17 protein-coding genes are annotated in these 15,823 nt (G+C 70.8%); 7 read left to right on the top strand and 10 right to left on the bottom strand.

All coding sequences use genetic code 11. The features are described 5' to 3' along the window. Positions 1-10: 10 nt before the first annotated feature. The gene (locus WBN91_RS24495; RefSeq protein WP_337726580.1) at positions 11-787 is read right to left on the bottom strand and encodes an enoyl-CoA hydratase family protein; all 777 of its coding nucleotides are present in this window, start codon (positions 785-787) and stop codon (positions 11-13) included. A 61-nt stretch (positions 788-848) separates the two neighbouring features. Between WBN91_RS24495 and WBN91_RS24490 the strand changes: the two genes are divergently transcribed. After that, positions 849-1,472 (top strand): type 1 glutamine amidotransferase family protein, encoded by a 624-nt coding sequence (locus tag WBN91_RS24490; RefSeq protein WP_337726579.1) that lies wholly within the window; start codon positions 849-851, stop codon positions 1,470-1,472. Continuing rightward, the gene (locus tag WBN91_RS24485) at positions 1,469-1,930 is read left to right on the top strand and encodes a MarR family winged helix-turn-helix transcriptional regulator (protein WP_337726578.1); all 462 of its coding nucleotides are present in this window, start codon (positions 1,469-1,471) and stop codon (positions 1,928-1,930) included. Before WBN91_RS24490 ends, WBN91_RS24485 begins: the two co-directional genes overlap by 4 nt. Here WBN91_RS24485 and WBN91_RS24480 read toward each other — a convergent pair. From WBN91_RS24480 to WBN91_RS24440, 9 genes are read right to left on the bottom strand one after another with little or no spacing between them, the layout of a single operon-like run. Continuing rightward, positions 1,927-2,655 carry a sirohydrochlorin chelatase gene (locus WBN91_RS24480; RefSeq protein ID WP_337726577.1) on the bottom strand — a complete coding sequence of 243 codons (729 nt, stop codon included), beginning with the start codon at positions 2,653-2,655 and terminating at the stop codon, positions 1,927-1,929. The two genes, WBN91_RS24485 and WBN91_RS24480, sit on opposite strands and share 4 nt — an antisense overlap. After that, a complete protein-coding gene (locus WBN91_RS24475) occupies positions 2,652-3,530 on the bottom strand; it encodes an ABC transporter permease (RefSeq protein WP_337726576.1) in 879 nt (292 codons plus the stop codon). Before WBN91_RS24475 ends, WBN91_RS24480 begins: the two co-directional genes overlap by 4 nt. Continuing rightward, a complete protein-coding gene (locus tag WBN91_RS24470) occupies positions 3,511-4,296 on the bottom strand; it encodes an ABC transporter ATP-binding protein (protein WP_337726575.1) in 786 nt (261 codons plus the stop codon). Before WBN91_RS24470 ends, WBN91_RS24475 begins: the two co-directional genes overlap by 20 nt. 21 nt (positions 4,297-4,317) lie before the next feature. Continuing rightward, complete coding sequence (locus tag WBN91_RS24465; RefSeq protein ID WP_337726574.1) at positions 4,318-5,400, bottom strand: ABC transporter substrate-binding protein; 1,083 nt, start codon at positions 5,398-5,400, stop codon at positions 4,318-4,320. Positions 5,401-5,423: 23 nt separating this feature from the next. Further along, on the bottom strand, positions 5,424-6,761 hold the full coding sequence (locus WBN91_RS24460; protein WP_337726573.1) for a sulfate adenylyltransferase subunit 1: 1,338 nt from the start codon (positions 6,759-6,761) through the stop codon (positions 5,424-5,426). Between the two features lie 2 nt (positions 6,762-6,763). Then, positions 6,764-7,669, bottom strand: coding sequence for a sulfate adenylyltransferase subunit CysD (cysD, locus tag WBN91_RS24455; protein ID WP_337726572.1), 906 nt, complete (start codon positions 7,667-7,669; stop codon positions 6,764-6,766). Further along, positions 7,666-8,367, bottom strand: coding sequence for a phosphoadenylyl-sulfate reductase (locus WBN91_RS24450; protein ID WP_337726571.1), 702 nt, complete (start codon positions 8,365-8,367; stop codon positions 7,666-7,668). The genes cysD and WBN91_RS24450 overlap by 4 nt, the downstream gene beginning before the upstream one ends. Further along, complete coding sequence (locus WBN91_RS24445) at positions 8,364-8,522, bottom strand: hypothetical protein (RefSeq protein WP_015098919.1); 159 nt, start codon at positions 8,520-8,522, stop codon at positions 8,364-8,366. Before WBN91_RS24445 ends, WBN91_RS24450 begins: the two co-directional genes overlap by 4 nt. Next, entirely contained in the window at positions 8,519-10,201 is a 1,683-nt protein-coding gene (locus tag WBN91_RS24440; protein ID WP_337726570.1) for a nitrite/sulfite reductase, read from the bottom strand. The genes WBN91_RS24445 and WBN91_RS24440 overlap by 4 nt, the downstream gene beginning before the upstream one ends. Before the next feature lie 289 nt (positions 10,202-10,490). Here WBN91_RS24440 and hemW point away from each other — a divergent pair, with 289 nt between their 5' ends. The 5 genes from hemW (at position 10,491) to WBN91_RS24415 (ending at position 15,823) form a co-directional block, all read left to right on the top strand. Continuing rightward, positions 10,491-11,705: a radical SAM family heme chaperone HemW gene (hemW, locus tag WBN91_RS24435; RefSeq protein WP_337726569.1), complete on the top strand. Its 1,215-nt coding sequence runs from the start codon at positions 10,491-10,493 to the stop codon at positions 11,703-11,705. Positions 11,706-11,968: 263 nt separating this feature from the next. After that, on the top strand, positions 11,969-12,991 hold the full coding sequence (gene hrcA / locus WBN91_RS24430) for a heat-inducible transcriptional repressor HrcA (protein WP_337726597.1): 1,023 nt from the start codon (positions 11,969-11,971) through the stop codon (positions 12,989-12,991). Positions 12,992-13,070: 79 nt separating this feature from the next. Next, positions 13,071-14,219 carry a molecular chaperone DnaJ gene (gene dnaJ / locus WBN91_RS24425; protein ID WP_337726568.1) on the top strand — a complete coding sequence of 383 codons (1,149 nt, stop codon included), beginning with the start codon at positions 13,071-13,073 and terminating at the stop codon, positions 14,217-14,219. Then, positions 14,216-14,950: a 16S rRNA (uracil(1498)-N(3))-methyltransferase gene (locus WBN91_RS24420; RefSeq protein WP_337726567.1), complete on the top strand. Its 735-nt coding sequence runs from the start codon at positions 14,216-14,218 to the stop codon at positions 14,948-14,950. The genes dnaJ and WBN91_RS24420 overlap by 4 nt, the downstream gene beginning before the upstream one ends. Before the next feature lie 201 nt (positions 14,951-15,151). After that, on the top strand, positions 15,152-15,823 hold the full coding sequence (locus tag WBN91_RS24415) for an alpha/beta hydrolase family protein (RefSeq protein WP_337726566.1): 672 nt from the start codon (positions 15,152-15,154) through the stop codon (positions 15,821-15,823).

Here is a 15,823-nt window from a genome sequence, read left to right as displayed (position 1 = left end):
GAGGCCGCCCCTAGTCCTCGATAGGCACCCAGTTGGGCTTGCGCTTGCCGACAAACGCCGCGATGCCCTCCTGCCCTTCCGGCCCGCCGAAGTGCCGCGCCGACAGCTCCAGCATGTCCGCGAACACCTCACCGAGGTTGCTCGACCGCTCCTGCTGCAACATCCGCTTGGTGGCCGCCAACGCATTGGGCGCGCCCAGCGCCAGCATGTCCGTGTACCGGGCGACCTCGGCGTCCAACCCCTCGGCGTCCACCGCCGAGTTGATCAGCCCGATCGTCACCGCCCGCTGAGCGTCAAAGGTCTCGCCGGTCAGGAACAGCTCGTGGGCGGCCCTAGGCAACAGCCTCGGCAGGACAGTCACCGAGATGACCGCCGGCACCACCCCGATCCGAACCTCGCTGAACGCGAACGTCGCCGACTCGACCGCCACCGCGATGTCACACGCCGCCACGATCCCCACACCACCCGCACGCGCCGGCCCGGCCAGGCGGGCGACGACCGGCTTCGGGCTGGTCCACAGCTGCTCGAGGATCGCCGGGAACTCGTTGACCCCCTGCTGCGACGCGCTCGCGCCACCCGCCTCCTTGAGGTCCATCCCCGAGCAGAACACCGGCCCGGTGTGGGTCAGGACGACCACCCGGACGGCGTCGTCGGCGGTGGCCGCCTTCAGGTGCCCGGTCAGCTCGGCACGCAGCTGCGCGGACAGGGCGTTGCGGTTGTGGGGGGAGTCCAGCGTGATCGTCGCGATGCCACGCCGCACCTCGTAGTGGACCAGCTCGTCTGCCATGCGCGCACTCTAACCAGGACGTCCGATTGACAGCACGCTGTCAACATGACAGGATACTGTCATGACAACGAAGACGGTCCACCTCGCCCTGTACCCCGCACTGGCCGACTGGGAGTTCGGCTACGCCACGGCCCGCATCAACGACCCGGCGTTCCAGAAGCAGCCCGGCCGCTACCAGGTCCGCACGGTCGCCCTGACCCGCGACCCGATCACCAGCATGGGCGGCCTGACCATCACCCCCGACCTGGCACTGGCCGACATCGACCCGACCGACAGCGCGCTGCTGCTCCTGCCTGGTGCCGACTCGTGGGCCGACGGCGGCAACGCCGAGTTCGCCCAGGCCGCGCGGCGCTGGCTGGACGCGGGCGTCCCGGTGGCGGCGATCTGCGGCGCGACCGTAGGCCTGGCCGCGGAGGGCCTGCTGAACGACCGCCCGCACACCGGCAACATGGTCGAGGAGTTGCTGCCCGTCGAGGGCTACACCGGTGCCGAGCACTACCTCCAGCAGCGAGCGGTCCGCGAGAACGGCCTGATCACCGCCGGCGCGGACAGTGCGGTGGAATTCGCCCGCGAAATCCTCGCCGAGTTGGACGTCTACGAGCCCGCCGTGCTGGAGGCCTGGTACGGCCTGTTCAGCACAGGCGACCCGCAGTGGTTCGGCAAGCTGATGGCAGCGGTGTCGTGACCATCGAGCCGCGCACTGAGGCGGGAGACGTGCTCACCGAGGTCATCATGCGCACCTTCCGCCTCTACGGCGCTTTCCTGGACGCGGCAGAGGTGATGACCAAGCCAGTCGGCCTGACAGCGGCATGGTGGCAGGTCCTGGGCGCGGTACTGCACGAGCCGCTGCCGGTATCAGGCATAGCCCGCGAAATGAGCCTGACCCGACAGAGCGTGCAACGCATCGCGGACGTCCTGGTGGAAAAGGGCTTGGCGGAATACCTCCCTAACCCAGCCCACCGCCGCGCCAAACTCTTCCGCCCCACCGAGGCCGGCTACGCAGCCGTCGAAAGCCTCCGCGCAGCCCAACACGCCTTCACCAACGCCGTCTCGGCCCAAGTGGACCTGGACGAGCTGAAGACCACGCTGAAGGTCATGCGCCAACTGGTCAAGGCCGTCGACGAGAACCCGCCGCAGGTCTAGGCGGTGTGGACGAGGTCCTCCACCAACGCGGCTTCGTAGCGGTGGAGGATCAGTTCGGCCACCTCAGGGTCCGCGCCCAGCGGGGGCGCGACCAGGTCCGTCTCCGCCAACCGCGCCACCCGATCAGGCAGGAACCCCGGGGCCAGGAACCAGGACGCCACCGCGATCCGCGAAGCCCCCCGAGCCCTCAACCGCTCAACCGCCGCAGGCACCTCCGGCGAGGCCATCGAAGCAAAAGCCGCCTCGACCCCAGCCCACCCCGCACCAGCTGCCCACCGCCGAGCAATGGCCCGCACCGCCGCATTGGCCGGCTCATGCGAAGACCCGGCCCCAGCCAACACCACACCCACCGACCGGTCGTGCGACCGCACCCCGATCGACGCCAACCGACGCAACGCCGCCGACTCCAGCAACGGCGAAGGCCCCAACACCCCGGCGATCGTCACGTCCAACGACGGCAACCGAGCCTCAGCCACAGCCCCCGGCACATCCACCCGAGCGTGAAAAGCCTTGCCCAGCAACAACGGCACGACCACGGCCGACCGATGCCCGTCCCCACGCACAGCGTGTAGCACGTCACCCAGCCGAGGCGCGGACAAGTCCAAGAACGACGCCCGCACATCCAGCGAAGGCCGCAAAGCCCGCACGACGTCCAGCAACTCGTGCACGGTCGCGGCAGAGCGCGGATCCCGGCTGCCGTGTGCAACAGCCACCAAAGCGGTCACAGTGCACCCGACAGGCCACGTGCGCGCAGCACCGCCCGCTCCAACGGTCGGAACACCAGCAGCTCGATCCCGATACCCACCAACAAGATCAGGAAGATCGCCGCGATCACCATCGAGATGTCGTTCAACGACGACCCGTTGTGCAGGTACTGCCCCAAGCCCTCACCCAGCTGCGGCGAGGTGGCGATGATCTCCGCCGCCATCAGCGACCGCCACGAGAACGCCCAACCCTGCTTCAACCCGGCCAAGTACCCCGGCAGAGCAGCGGGCAGCAGGATGTGCCGGGCCGCCGCCAACCGACCCGCCCCGAGAGCCTGCCCGACGCGCGGCAGCAGCGGCGGGATCTGGTCGACGCCGGACACCAGGCCATTCGCGATCGACGGCACCGAGCCCATCAGCACCACGAAGTAGATCGTGGACGGGGTCGCGCCGAACCACAGGATGCCCGCCGGCACCCACGCCACCGACGGCAGCGACTGCAAACCCGTCAGCAGGGACCCGATCGCCGCCCGCACCACCCGCACCTTGGCGATCAACAACCCCAACGGCGTCGCGATGAGCACCGCCGTCAGGAAGCCGAGCACCGCCCGGTGCACCGACGTCCACAGCACGTCGAGCGCCCGGCCCGTCTCGATCGCCTCGGCGACCGCCGACCACACCGACAACGGCGAGGGCAGCTGGTACTCAGGCCAGAACGCCGCCGCCCACAGCGCCTGCCACACGCCCAGCAGCAGCGCGAACGCGATCAGCGGCGGCAGGGCGGTGCGGACGAAGCGCTTGCCCAGCGACGGGCGTTGTTCCTGCGACGGCGCGTCGAGCGCGTCCAGGCCCGCGCCGACCGCCGCCAGGTCGTTGTCAAGCCGCGGCGTGGCCACTGATCACCTCTCGCAGTCGGGCGGTGATGTCCTGCACGATCGCGGGCTCGTCACCGCCGACCGTGGACCACTCGCGCACCACGCGGCCGGGCCGCGAGGACAGCAGGACGACCCGCTGGCCCAGGCGCACGGCCTCGCGCACGTCGTGGGTGACGAACACGATCGCCGTCCCGGTCTCGCGCCACACCCGCACCAGCTCCGCCTGGAGGACGTCGCGGGTGATGGCGTCCAGCGCCGCGAACGGCTCGTCCATCAGCAGCAGGCCGGGCGTGCCCTCCTCGGCGCTGCCCAGCGTGGACGCCAGCGCCCGCGCCAGGGCCACGCGCTGGCGCATGCCGCCGGACAGCTCGTGCGGGCGCTTGTGGCCGGCCTCGCCCAGCCGCACCAGTTCCAGCAGCTCGCCGGCCTTCTCCCGGCGCGCGCCGCGCTTGACTCCGGCGAGCCGCAGCGGCAGCTCCACGTTGCGCGCGGCGGTCAGCCACGGCATCAGCGCGGCCTCCTGGAACATCACGGCGGGCCGCGAGGTGGTCAGGGTGATCGACCCCGAGGTGGGCGCGTCCAGGCCCGCGACCAGGTTGAGCAAGGTCGACTTGCCGCAGCCGGACGCGCCCAGCAGGCACACGAACTCGCCCGGCGCGACCCGCAGGTCGACGCCGTCGAGGGCCGTGACCGCGTTCGGTCCGTGCCCGAACGTCTTGCGCACCGCGGACAGGGTCACAGCTGCGTCCACAGTGGACGGAACGGTGGGCTCAAGCGTGGCGGTCATGGTGTGCCTGCCTTCCCCGAGTTACTTCTTGTCCAGCCCGGCGGTGTCCACGGTCGGCTTGCCCGCCGCCGTGAGCACCTTGTTCAGCAGCGTGAAGTCCGCGAGTCCGGCGACGTCCGCGGCTTCCTTGGCGACGCCCGCGGTGACCGCGTCCTTCGCCAGCTGCGGGAACGACTTGGCCTGCGGGTCCAGCGTCAGCGCGATGTTGTCGAACGCGCGGTCCAGCACCGGCTCGCCCAGCGACTTGCCGGTCAGCTTCTTCAGGGCGTCGTTGACGATCCTCTTGGCGTCGGCCTTGTTGGTCGACGCGAAGTCCGTGGCGGCCAGGTGGCCCTTCAGCAGCGCCTCGACGGTCTGCGGGTGCTCCTTGAGGAACTGCGTGCGCACCAGCAGCACGGTGGTCGGGAACTTGCCGCCCTCCCACAGGGTCTTCTCGTCCAGCAGGACCTTCGCGCCGGCGTCGAGCACCAGCCGCGACGACCACGGCTCCGGCGCCCACGCGCCGTGCACGTCGCCCTTCTTGAACAGGTCGAGCGACTGCGCGTTCTCCGTGTTGGTGACGTTGACCTGGTCCGCGCCCGCGCCCACGGCGATCTTCTGGTCGGACAGCCACTTCTTGAAGGCCACGTCCTGCGTGTTGCCCAGCTGCGGCGTGGTGATGACCTTGCCCTTGAGGTCGTTCACCGACGTGATCTCCGGCTTGACGACCAGCTGCGCGCCGCCGGACGTGGCGCCCGCGATGAGCCGCACGGCCTCGCCGTTCGACTTGGCGTAGGCGTTGATCGCCGGGCCGGACCCGATGAACGTGGCGTCCAGCGAGCCGCCGAGCAGCGCGTTGACCGCCTCGGGGCCGGCGTTGAAGGTCTGCGTGGTCAGCTTGGTGCTGCCCAGCTCCTTGGCGAACAGGCCCTGTTCCACGCCGACCAGGGCGGCGGCGTGGGTGACGTTGGGGAAGTAGCCCAGCCGCAGCTCGGCGGCGGCGCCCTTGTCCTCGGCCGGCGCGCCGGCGGCGTCGTTGCCGCGGTCGGCCCGTGAGCAGGCGGTCAGTGCGAGGAACGCGGTCAGTACAGCCAGTGACTTCGTCAGGGTGCTGCGCTTGCTCACGGCGGCGTCGGCCTTTCTAGGGGTCAGGGACCGGGGGAAACGAGGGCGTGGCTGTCCTGGGCGGAATTCCCGCCCCCGGTACAGCTGTCCACGCCGTCCAACTCCGGCAGCGGCGCCCCGACCAGGCCTGCGGCCAGCGTGCTGCCGTCTGACGCGTCGATGACCAGGAACGCGCCCGTGCGCCGGTCGCGCGTGTAGTCGTCGACGGGGACAGGCTCGGCCGTGCGGACCGAGACCTGGCCGATCTCGTTGAGGCCCAGGGAACCGGGGCTCTCGGTGCTCGACAGCTTCTGCTCGTCGAAGCGGTTGCGCAGTTCGGTCACGATCGCCTGCACGGTCCGGGTGCCGTGCTTGACCAGCACCCGCGCGCCCGGCGTGAGCGCCTTCTCGGCCAGCCAGCACACGGTGGCCTCGAACTCGTCGGTGACCTTGGGCGCGTCACCGGAGGCGATCAGGTCGCCGCGCGAGATGTCCAGGTCGTGCGCCAGCAGCAGCGTCACGGACTGGCCCGCGGCGGCCTCGTCCAGCGGACCGTCGGCGGTGTCGATCTTCTCGACGGTGCTGCGCAGCCCGGTGGGCAGGACGGTGATCTCGTCGCCCACGCGGACCGTGCCCGCCGCCACCTGCCCGGCGTAGCCCCGGTAGTCCGGGTACTCGGCCGTGCGCGGCCGGATGACGTACTGGACCGGGAACCGGAAGGGCGCGTCGTGCGGGTCGGGCTCGACGGGCACGGTCTCCAGGTGCTCCAGCAGGGTCGGGCCGGAGTACCACGGGGTCCGCTCCGACCGCTCCACCACGTTGTCGCCGGCCAGCGCGGACACCGGGATCTCCACCACCGCGTCCTCGGGGAAGCCGAGGGCCGTGGCGTGCGCGGTGAACTCCTTGGCGATGCGGGAGAAGGTGACCTCGTCGTGGTCGACCAGGTCGATCTTGTTCACCGCGAGGACCAACCGCGGCACCCCCAGCAGCGCGAGCACGGCGGCGTGGCGGCGCGTCTGCTCCACCACACCCTTGCGCGCGTCCACCAGGAGCACACCCAGTTGCGCCGTGGACGCTCCGGTCACCGTATTACGCGTGTACTGGACATGCCCGGGTGTGTCCGCCAACACGAAAGAACGCTTCGGGGTGGCGAAGTAGCGGTAGGCCACGTCGATCGTGATGCCCTGCTCCCGCTCGGAACGCAGGCCGTCGACGAGCAGGGACAGGTCGGGGGTGGTCAGGCCGCGGTCGGCGCTGGCCCGGTGCACGGCGTCCAGCGTGTCCGCCAGCACGGACTTGGTGTCGTAGAGCAGCCTGCCGACCAGCGTGGACTTACCGTCGTCCACGCTGCCCGCGGTGGCCAGCCTCAACAGGTCGCTCATGGTTAGAAGTAGCCCTCCCGCTTGCGGTCCTCCATCGCGGCCTCCGACAACCGGTCGTCGGCCCTGGTCGCACCGCGCTCGGTCAACCGCGACGCGGCGACCTCCGCGATGACGGCCTCGATGTCCGCCGCGTCCGACTCGACCGCGCCGGTGCACGAACCGTCGCCGACGGTCCGGTACCGCACGGTCTTGTTCACGAGCTGCTCGCCGTCACGCGGGCCGCCCCACGGGCCTTCCGCCAGCCACATGCCATCGCGCAGGTACACCTCGCGCTGGTGCGCGTAGTAGATCGACGGCAATTCGATCCCCTCCCGCGCGATGTAGTGCCAGACGTCCAGCTCGGTCCAGTTGGAGAGCGGGAATACCCGCACATGTTCCCCCGGACGGTGCCTCCCGTTGTAGAGGTTCCACAATTCGGGACGCTGCCGTCGCGGCTCCCACTGGCCGAAGGCGTTGCGCAGGCTGAAAATGCGCTCCTTGGCGCGGGCGCGCTCCTCGTCACGACGTCCGCCGCCGAACACGGCGTCGAACTTGTGGTTGGTGATCGCGTCCAGCAAAGGCACTGTTTGCAAGGGGTTTCGGGTGCCGTCGGGGCGCTCGGCGAGCCTGCCGTCGTCGATGTAGTCCTGCACGCTCGCTACTTCCAGGCGCAGGTTGTACTTCTCGACGGTGCGGTCGCGGAAGTCGATGACCTCTTGAAAGTTGTGTCCGGTATCGACATGTAGGAGGGGGAAAGGAACCGGCGCGGGCCAGAACGCTTTCACCGCCAAGTGCAGCAGCAGCGTCGAGTCCTTGCCGCCGGAGAACAGGATCACCGGCCGGTCGAACTCGCCCGCGACCTCGCGGAAGATGTGGATCGCCTCGGATTCCAGGCGTCCCAACGTGTCCAGAGCTGTGCCCACGCTCATCCGTGCAACCCGCATTCCGTCTTCGAAGTACCGGCCCAGCGGCCACTGCGCGGGTCCTGACCCGGCAGCGGCTTCGACGTGCACGGGGCGCACCCGATGGACAGGTAGCCCTCCTGCACCAACGGGTTCTCCAGGATCCCGTGCTCGGCGATGTAGGCGTTGAAGCGCTCGTCCGACCACGGCGCGATCGGGTTGACCTTCACCAGCCCGTTGCGGTCGTCCCACTGCACGATCGGGGTGTTCGCCCGGGTGGGCGCGTCCACGCGGCGCACGCCGGTCACCCACGCGTCGTAGTTGGCCAGCGTGCGCTGCAACGGGATCACCTTGCGCAGCTGGCAGCAGCGGTTCGGGTCGGTCTTGTTCAGCAGCCCGAACTGGGCCTCCTGGTCGGCCACCGACTGCTCGGCCGCCGCGTTGACGATCCGCACCTCCGGGTAGACCAGGTCCACCGCGTCGCGGGTGCCGATGGTCTCGGCGAAGTGGTAGCCGGTCTCCAGGAACAGCACGTCCACGTCCGGCTTGACCTTGGTGGCCAGGTCGACCAGCACGGCGTCCTGCATGTTCGAGGCGACGATCCAGCTGTCGCCGAACGTGCGGGCGACCCACGCGAGGGCTTCCTCGGCGGTGGCGTCGGCCAGTTCCACCGAGGCGGCCTCGGCGATCACCTTCAGTTCCTCGACCCTGGTGGGGGCGGTCATCGCTGAACCTCCTGCGGAAGGTTGAGACCCACGAACTTGACGGTGAAAACACGGCGGCACGAAGCGCAGAGCCAGGAGTACGACGGCTCTTCCTGCGGACGCAGGTCCTCGTCGCCGCAGTACGGGCAGTAGAAGGGGGTCGCGCGCTCGCTCACTTGAGATCAGCCTCGTCCGCGCGGGCGACCCATTGGGCGAAGCGCTCGTCGTCCTTGCGCTGCGCCACGAAGTTGCGCACCACCCGCTCGACGTACCCGGACAGCTCGTCCGCGGTCACCTTGTGGCCGCGCAGCTTCCGGCCGAACCCGGCGTCCAGGCCCAGGCCGCCGCCCAGGTGCACCTGGAAGCCCTCGACCTGGTTGCCGTCGTGGTCGGTGACGATCTGGCCCTTGAGCCCGATGTCCGCGGTCTGGATGCGGGCGCACGAGTTGGGGCAGCCGTTGATGTGCACCGAGATCGGGGCGGTGACACCCTCGACGATGTCGGCCAGGCTCGATTCCAGCGCGGACACCAGGTCGACCGCCCGCGCCTTGGTCTCGACGATCGCGAGCTTGCAGAACTCGATGCCGGTGCACGCCATCACGCCCCGCCGCCACGGCGACGGCTCGGTCTGGAGGCCCAGCTTGGCCAGGTCCGCCTGGAGCGCCTTGACCTCGGACTCCGGGACGTCCAGCACGACCAGCTTCTGCTGCGGCGTCAACCGGACCCGGGTGGACCCGGCCCGCTCCGCCACCTTGGCCACCTCGACCAGCGTGGACCCGGTGACCCGGCCCGCGATCGGGGCCGCGCCGACGTAGAACAGGCCGTCCTTCTGCCGGTGGACGCCGATGTGGTCGCGCGGGACCTCGGGCACCTCGGGCGCCGGGCCGTCGATCAGCTTGCGCTTGAGGTACTCGTCCTCCAGCACCTGCCGGAACTTCTCCGCGCCCCAGTCGGCGACCAGGAACTTGATCCGCGCCCGGTGCCGCAGCCGCCGGTAGCCGTAGTCGCGGAAGACGCTGATCACGCCCTCCCACACGTCCGGCACCTCGTCCAGCGGCACCCACGTGCCAAGCCGCTTGGCGATCATCGGGTTGGTGGACAGGCCGCCGCCGACCCACAGGTCGAAACCGGGGCCGTGCTCGGGGTGGTCCACGCCGACGAAGGCGATGTCGTGGATCTCGTGCGCCACGTCCGGCAGGCCGGAGATCGCGGACTTGAACTTGCGCGGCAGGTTGGAGTAGCGCGGGTCGCCGATGTAGCGGCGGAGGATCTCGTCGATCGCGGGCGTGCCGTCGATCACCTCGTCCTCGGCGAGGCCCGCCACCGGCGAGCCGAGCACCACGCGCGGGCTGTCGCCGCAGGCCTCCATCGTGGTCAGGCCCGCCGCCTCCAGCTTCTGCCAGATGGTGGGGACGTCCTCGATGCGGATCCAGTGGTACTGCACGTTCTGCCGGTCGGTGATGTCGGCGGTGTCGCGCGCGTAGGTCTGGGACAGCTCGCCGATCAGCGCGAGCTGGCTGGTGGTGAGGCGACCGCCGTCGATGCGGACGCGCAGCATGAAGTACTCGTCGTCGAGCTCTTCGGGTTCCAGCGTGGCCGTGCGACCGCCGTCGATGCCGGGCTTGCGCTGGGTGTAGAGGCCGTACCAGCGGAAACGGCCACGCAGGTCGGCGGGGTCGATCGAGTCGAACCCGCGGTGCGCGTAGATGTTCTCGATCCGAGACCGGACGTTGAGCGGGTTGTCGTCCTTCTTGCTCCGCTCGTTGGGGTTCAGCGGCTCGCGGTAGCCCAGCGCCCACTGCCCCTCACCCCGGCGCTGCTTGGGGCGCGGGGGTGTCGTCGTCGGGGGGACCATCTCGTCCTCCGGGTTTCGGGGCGCTGGTGCGCGTGCGAGTCCCGGTGGATCCGTGGTGGGGGTCTCGTCAGCGCACCCGGCGCCGACGGGAACATGAGTCGGGCGCGGGCTATGCCGAGCTGCGGCACATCGCGCTGGAAACACGACGGAAGTCCACGTGGCGGCGGACCACCAGGCGCACTCCGTTCGACGTCATGGTTTGCAGCGTGCCACGCGTCCACCCCGTGGTCCACCGCCATCCGCATGGTGGGACGGGGGTCGCGGTCCTGCTAAGTGGGAGGATGGGTCCATGCCCTCCGCTCTGCCGACCGGCGACCCCGCGCCCCCGGACGGCTCACTGCCGGTGACCGCGCTGGCGGGTCTCGGCACCCGCCCGTTCGGGGTGTACGTGCACGTGCCGTTCTGCGCGACCCGCTGCGGCTACTGCGACTTCAACACCTACACCGCCGGTGAGCTGGGCACTTCCGCCTCCCCGCAGTCCTGGCTGGAGGGGTTGCGGCGCGAGTTGGACCTGGCTGCGGGCGTCCTGGGCACCCCGCCGCCGGTGGACACCGTGTTCGTGGGCGGTGGCACACCGTCACTGCTGGGGGCGTCCGGGTTGGCGGACGTCCTCGATGCGGTGAGAGCGTCCTTCGGCCTGGCGGGTGACGCGGAAGTCACTACGGAGTCCAACCCCGAGTCCACCTCGCCGGAGTTCTTCGCGGCCATCCGTGACGCTGGTTACACGCGGGTGTCGCTGGGCATGCAGTCGGCGGCCCGGCACGTCCTGGCGGTCCTCGACCGCGTCCACACCCCGGGCCGCCCGGTCGCGGCGGCCCGCGAGGCGCGGGCGGCCGGGTTCGACCACGTGAACCTGGACCTCATCTACGGGACGCCGGGGGAGACGCTCGACGACCTGCGCGCGTCCCTGGAGGCCGTGTACTCGTCGGGCGTGGACCACGTGTCGGCGTACGCGCTGATCGTGGAGGAGGGGACGGCGCTGGCGCGGCGGGTGCGGCGCGGCGAACTCCCGATGCCCGACGACGACGTGCTGGCGGACAAGTACGAGCTGATCGACACCGCCATGACCGCGCAGGGCCTGCGCTGGTACGAGGTGTCCAACTGGGCGGCCTCGGAGGCAGCCCAGTGCCGGCACAACGTCCTGTACTGGCAGGGCGCCGACTGGTGGGGTGCCGGTCCGGGCGCGCACAGCCATGTCGGCGGGGTCCGGTGGTGGAACGTGAAGCACCCGGCGAAATACGCGTCCCTGCTGGCCTCGGGGACCTCCCCGGCGGCGGGCCGGGAGCTGCTGTCCCCGGAGGACCGGCGGGTGGAGCGCATCCTGCTGGAGCTGCGCTTGGCCGTGGGCCTGCCGGTGGACGTCCTCGACGACGAGGGGCGCGCCGAGGCGAAGATCGCCGTGCGGGACGGGCTGCTGGAGGAATCGGCTTACGTCGAAGGCCGGTGCGTGCTGACCGACCGGGGCCGGCTGCTGGCCGACGCGGTGGTCCGCCGGCTCACGTGAGCCGGACGCCCGCCGATTAGCCGCTCACGCGGTAATCCAACGGCCCGTAGACCCGGTCCACCTTGTGGTCCGGCTCGGTCTCCAGGAACGGCCCGACGGGGGTCGCGTCGGACCGGACGGACTCACGCAAAGCGCTCTGAATGTGGCGGAGCACACCGCACGCTGTCCACGGCGGCCGAACCCGCACCACAGAGTTTCCCTACGACGCGTCCTACCTCCGTAAACTCGGGGTGAAGAAGGTCGTCGATGTGGAGGTGAAGCGCGTGAACGCGGACGAGCGCCGGTTCGAGGTGCTGCGCGCCATCGTCGCCGACTACGTCTCCAACCAGGAGCCCGTCGGGTCGAAAGCGCTGGTCGAGCGGCACAACCTGGGCGTTTCGAGCGCGACCGTGCGCAACGACATGGCCGCGTTGGAGGAGGAGGGGTTCATCACCCAGCCGCACACCAGCGCCGGCCGCGTGCCCACCGACAAGGGGTACCGGCTGTTCGTCGACCGGCTCAGCGACGTCAAGCCGCTGTCGTCGGCCGAGCGGCGGGCCATCCGCAGCTTCCTCGACGGCGCCTACGACCTGGACGACGTGCTGCGCCGCAGCGTGCGCCTGCTCGCCCAGCTCACCCGGCAGGTGGCGGTCATCCAGTACCCGACGCTGAGCCGGTCCACCGTGCGGCACCTGGAAGTGCTCGCCATCACACCCGCCCGGCTGATGCTGGTGCTCATCACCGACACCGGCCGGGTGGACCAGCGCAGCGTCGACCTCGGCGACGTCATCACCGAGGAGAACGTCGCCCGGATGCGGTCCCTGCTCAACGCCGCGATGGTCGGCAAGCGGCTCGCGGACGCGTCCGCCGAGGTCGCCGAGCTGCCCGACCTCGTGCCCGCCGAGCTGCGCGACGCGGTCACGCGGGTGAGCACCGTGCTGATCGAATCCCTGGTCGAGCACCCGGAAGAGCGACTGGTGCTGGGTGGCACCGCGAACCTCACCCGCAACGTGGCAGACTTCCCCGGTTCCCTGCGCCAGGTGCTGGAGGCGTTGGAGGAGCAGGTCGTGGTGCTCAAGCTGCTCGCCGCGGCCCGCGACCCCGGCACGGTCCTGGTGCACATCGGCGAGGAGAACGAGGCGGCCGAGATGCGCAGCACCTCGGTCGTGTCCATCGGCTACGGCAGCCGGGACAAGCTGCTCGGGGGCATGGGAGTGGTGGGTCCGACGCGGATGGACTACCCGGGGACGATGGCGGCCGTGCTCGCGGTCGCCGGGTACGTCGGGGAGATCCTCACCTCCAGCTGAGCCGGGAACACCGAAGGCGCACAAGACGTTTCGCAAGCGAGCGAGCGCGCGACCGCGCGCGCCCGCAGGAGGACACACGGTGGCGAGGGACTACTACGGCACGCTCGGGGTCTCCAAGAACGCGACACCCGAGGAGATCAAGCGCGCCTACCGCAAGCTCGCGCGCCAGCTGCACCCGGACGTCAACCCCAACGAGGAAGCCCGCTTCAAGGAGGTCACGGCCGCCTACGAGGTGCTGTCGGACCCCAAGAAGCGGCAGGTCGTCGACCTGGGCGGCGACCCGTTGGAGCCGGGCGGCGGCGGGATGCGCGACCCGTTCGCGGGCGCGGGGTTCGGTCTCGGCGACATCATGGACGCGTTCTTCGGCGCGGCCGGCGGTGGCCAGCGCGGCCCGCGCAGCCGGGTGCAGCCCGGCTCCGACGCGCTGATCCGGCTGGCCATGACGCTGGAGGAGTGCGCGGCGGGCGCGTCCCGGGAGCTGACCGTCGACACGGCCATCCTGTGCGACGTCTGCACGGGCAGCGGCTGCGCCGAGGGCTCGTCCCCGGTGCGCTGCGACACGTGCGGCGGGCGCGGCGAGGTGCAGTCGGTGCAGCGCTCGTTCCTGGGCCAGGTGGTCACGGCGCGGCCGTGCCCGGTGTGCCGCGGGTTCGGCGAGGTCATCCCCGACCCGTGCCGCCAGTGCGCGGGCGAGGGCCGGGTCCGGTCGCGGCGCACCATCTCGGTGCAGATCCCGCCCGGCGTCGCCGAGGGCATGCGGGTGCGGCTCGCGGGCCAGGGCGAGGTCGGCTCGGGCGGCGGACCGGCCGGTGACCTCTACGTCGAGGTCGAGGAGATCCCGCACGAGGTCTTCGAGCGCGACGGCGTGAACCTGCACTGCTCGGTGCGCATCCCGATGACCACGGCCGCGCTCGGCGCGGTCCTGCCGCTGGCCACGTTGGACGGCGAGGAGGAGCTGGAGATCGAGCCCGGCACCCAGCCGAACACGGAGCTGGTGCTGACCGGTCGCGGGATGCCGAGGCTGCGCTCCAGCGGCCGGGTGGACGGGCGGGGCGACCTGCACGTGCACCTGGAGGTCGTGGTGCCCACCAAGCTCGACGCCCGCCAGACCGAGCTGCTGCGGGAGCTGGCCACGGTGCGTGGCGAGGAAGAGCCGTCGCTGGCGCACAACGGCAAGGGCGGCGGGGGGCTGTTCTCGCGCTTGCGCTCCGGGCGCGGGCACCGGTGACGCTGCCGGTCTTCCTGGTCGCCGCGCTGCCCTCCGGGTCCGAGGCCGTCCTGGACGGTCCGGAGGGCAGGCACGCCGCCACCGTGCGCCGGTTGCGCGCGGGGGAGGAGCTGGTGCTCTCCGACGGTTCCGGCGCGCAGGTGCGCTGCGAGGTCGTCGAGGCGTCGAAGGACTCGCTGCGGCTGCGTGTGGTGGAGCGCTGGGTCGTGCCCGCGCCCGCCCTGCGGGTCGTGGTGGCGCAGGCGCTGGTGAAGGGCGACCGGGGCGAGCTGGCCGTGGAACTGGCCACCGAGGCGGGCGTGGACGGCGTGGTGCCGTGGAAAGCGTCCCGGTGCGTCACCAAATGGGACGACGGGCCGCGCGGCGCGAAAGCGTTGGAACGCTGGCGGGCGACCGCCCGGGAGGCCGCGAAGCAGGCCCGGCGCGCCCGCGTGCCGGAGGTCGCCGAACCGGTCACGACGGCCGGCTTGGTCCGTCTGGCGCAGTCGGCTGCTGTTGCATTGGTTTTGCACGAGTCGGCGTCGGACTCCGTCAGGTCGGTCGAGCTCCCCCGCGAGGGTGACGTGCTGCTCGTGGTCGGGCCCGAAGGCGGCATTGCTGAAGAAGAGCTGAAGGCATTGACGCAGGCAGGCGCGCACGTTGTGCGACTGGGTCCTACCGTTCTGCGAGCTTCGACGGCCGCCGCCGTGGCTTTGGGTGCGCTGGGTGTGCTGACCGATCGCTGGCGGTAATGGGCGTCGCGTTCTTCTGGCGAACGTCGGAAATAGGGGTTACTCTCATGGCCTGAGGGGTTGCATTGGTCTAGTCGGATTCGGCCCTTCAGAGCAGACTCGCCGGACACCTCCCCCCTCGGTCCGGCGTCGCCGCGTCGCGGTGGGGCGACCCCCAGGTCCCATCGCGACGCGGCCCCTTTTTATGTGGAGGGGTTTCTCTTGCGGCGTGTCGACTACGGCACTCATCCGAGCCAGTTCGGTGAATTGTCGTCACCGGCCGGCGGTGATTCGTTCCCCGTTGTCGTCGTCATCCACGGCGGTTTCTGGCACCAGCGCTACGGACTCGAACTCGGGCGGCCCCTGGCGGCCGATCTGGCGGCGCACGGGGTGCGGGCGTTCAACGTCGAGTACCGGCGGGTGGCCGGCGGCGGCGGGTGGCCGGAGACCGGTGACGACGTCCTGGCGGCCATAGACGCCCTTGATGCCGACGTGGTGACCCTGGGCCATTCGGCGGGCGGCCACCTGGCCGTGTGGGCGGCGGCCCGGCACCCGCGCGTGGTCGGGGCCGTGGCCCAGGCCGGTGTCCTGGACTTCCTCCAGCACCCGCAGATCACCACCCGTGCCGCCGAACTGCTCGGCGGGACGCCCGACGAGGTGCCCGCGCGGTACGCCGACGCCTCGCCCGCGGCCCTGCTGCCCATCACCAAGCCGATGGTCCTGGTGCACGGCACCGACGACGAGGACGTGCCCGTGGCGCAGAGCGAGGCCTTCGCGGCTGCGAGCGGCGCCGAGCTGGCCGTGCTGCCCGGCGTGGGTCACATGGAGTTGATCGACGTCGAGCACCCGGCGTGGACGGTCTGCCGCGACGCCGCGCTCCGGCTGGCCCGCTAG

The sequence above is a fragment of the Saccharothrix sp. CCNWYY140 genome, assembly GCF_037401995.1.
Taxonomy (GTDB): Bacteria; Actinomycetota; Actinomycetes; order Mycobacteriales; family Pseudonocardiaceae; genus Actinosynnema.
Note: the sequence above shows the minus strand (reverse complement) of the source record. Positions and strands in the feature narration are given on the sequence as shown.

Coding starts and splice junctions, on each gene's coding strand:
- WBN91_RS24495 (WP_337726580.1), bottom strand. CDS start 787: ATGGCAGACGAGCTGGTCCACTACGAGGTGCGGCGTGGCATCGCGACG.
- WBN91_RS24490 (WP_337726579.1), top strand. CDS start 849: ATGACAACGAAGACGGTCCACCTCGCCCTGTACCCCGCACTGGCCGAC.
- WBN91_RS24470 (WP_337726575.1), bottom strand. CDS start 4,296: ATGACCGCCACGCTTGAGCCCACCGTTCCGTCCACTGTGGACGCAGCT.
- WBN91_RS24460 (WP_337726573.1), bottom strand. CDS start 6,761: ATGAGCGACCTGTTGAGGCTGGCCACCGCGGGCAGCGTGGACGACGGT.
- cysD (WP_337726572.1), bottom strand. CDS start 7,669: ATGAGCGTGGGCACAGCTCTGGACACGTTGGGACGCCTGGAATCCGAG.
- WBN91_RS24450 (WP_337726571.1), bottom strand. CDS start 8,367: ATGACCGCCCCCACCAGGGTCGAGGAACTGAAGGTGATCGCCGAGGCC.
- WBN91_RS24440 (WP_337726570.1), bottom strand. CDS start 10,201: ATGGTCCCCCCGACGACGACACCCCCGCGCCCCAAGCAGCGCCGGGGT.
- hemW (WP_337726569.1), top strand. CDS start 10,491: ATGCCCTCCGCTCTGCCGACCGGCGACCCCGCGCCCCCGGACGGCTCA.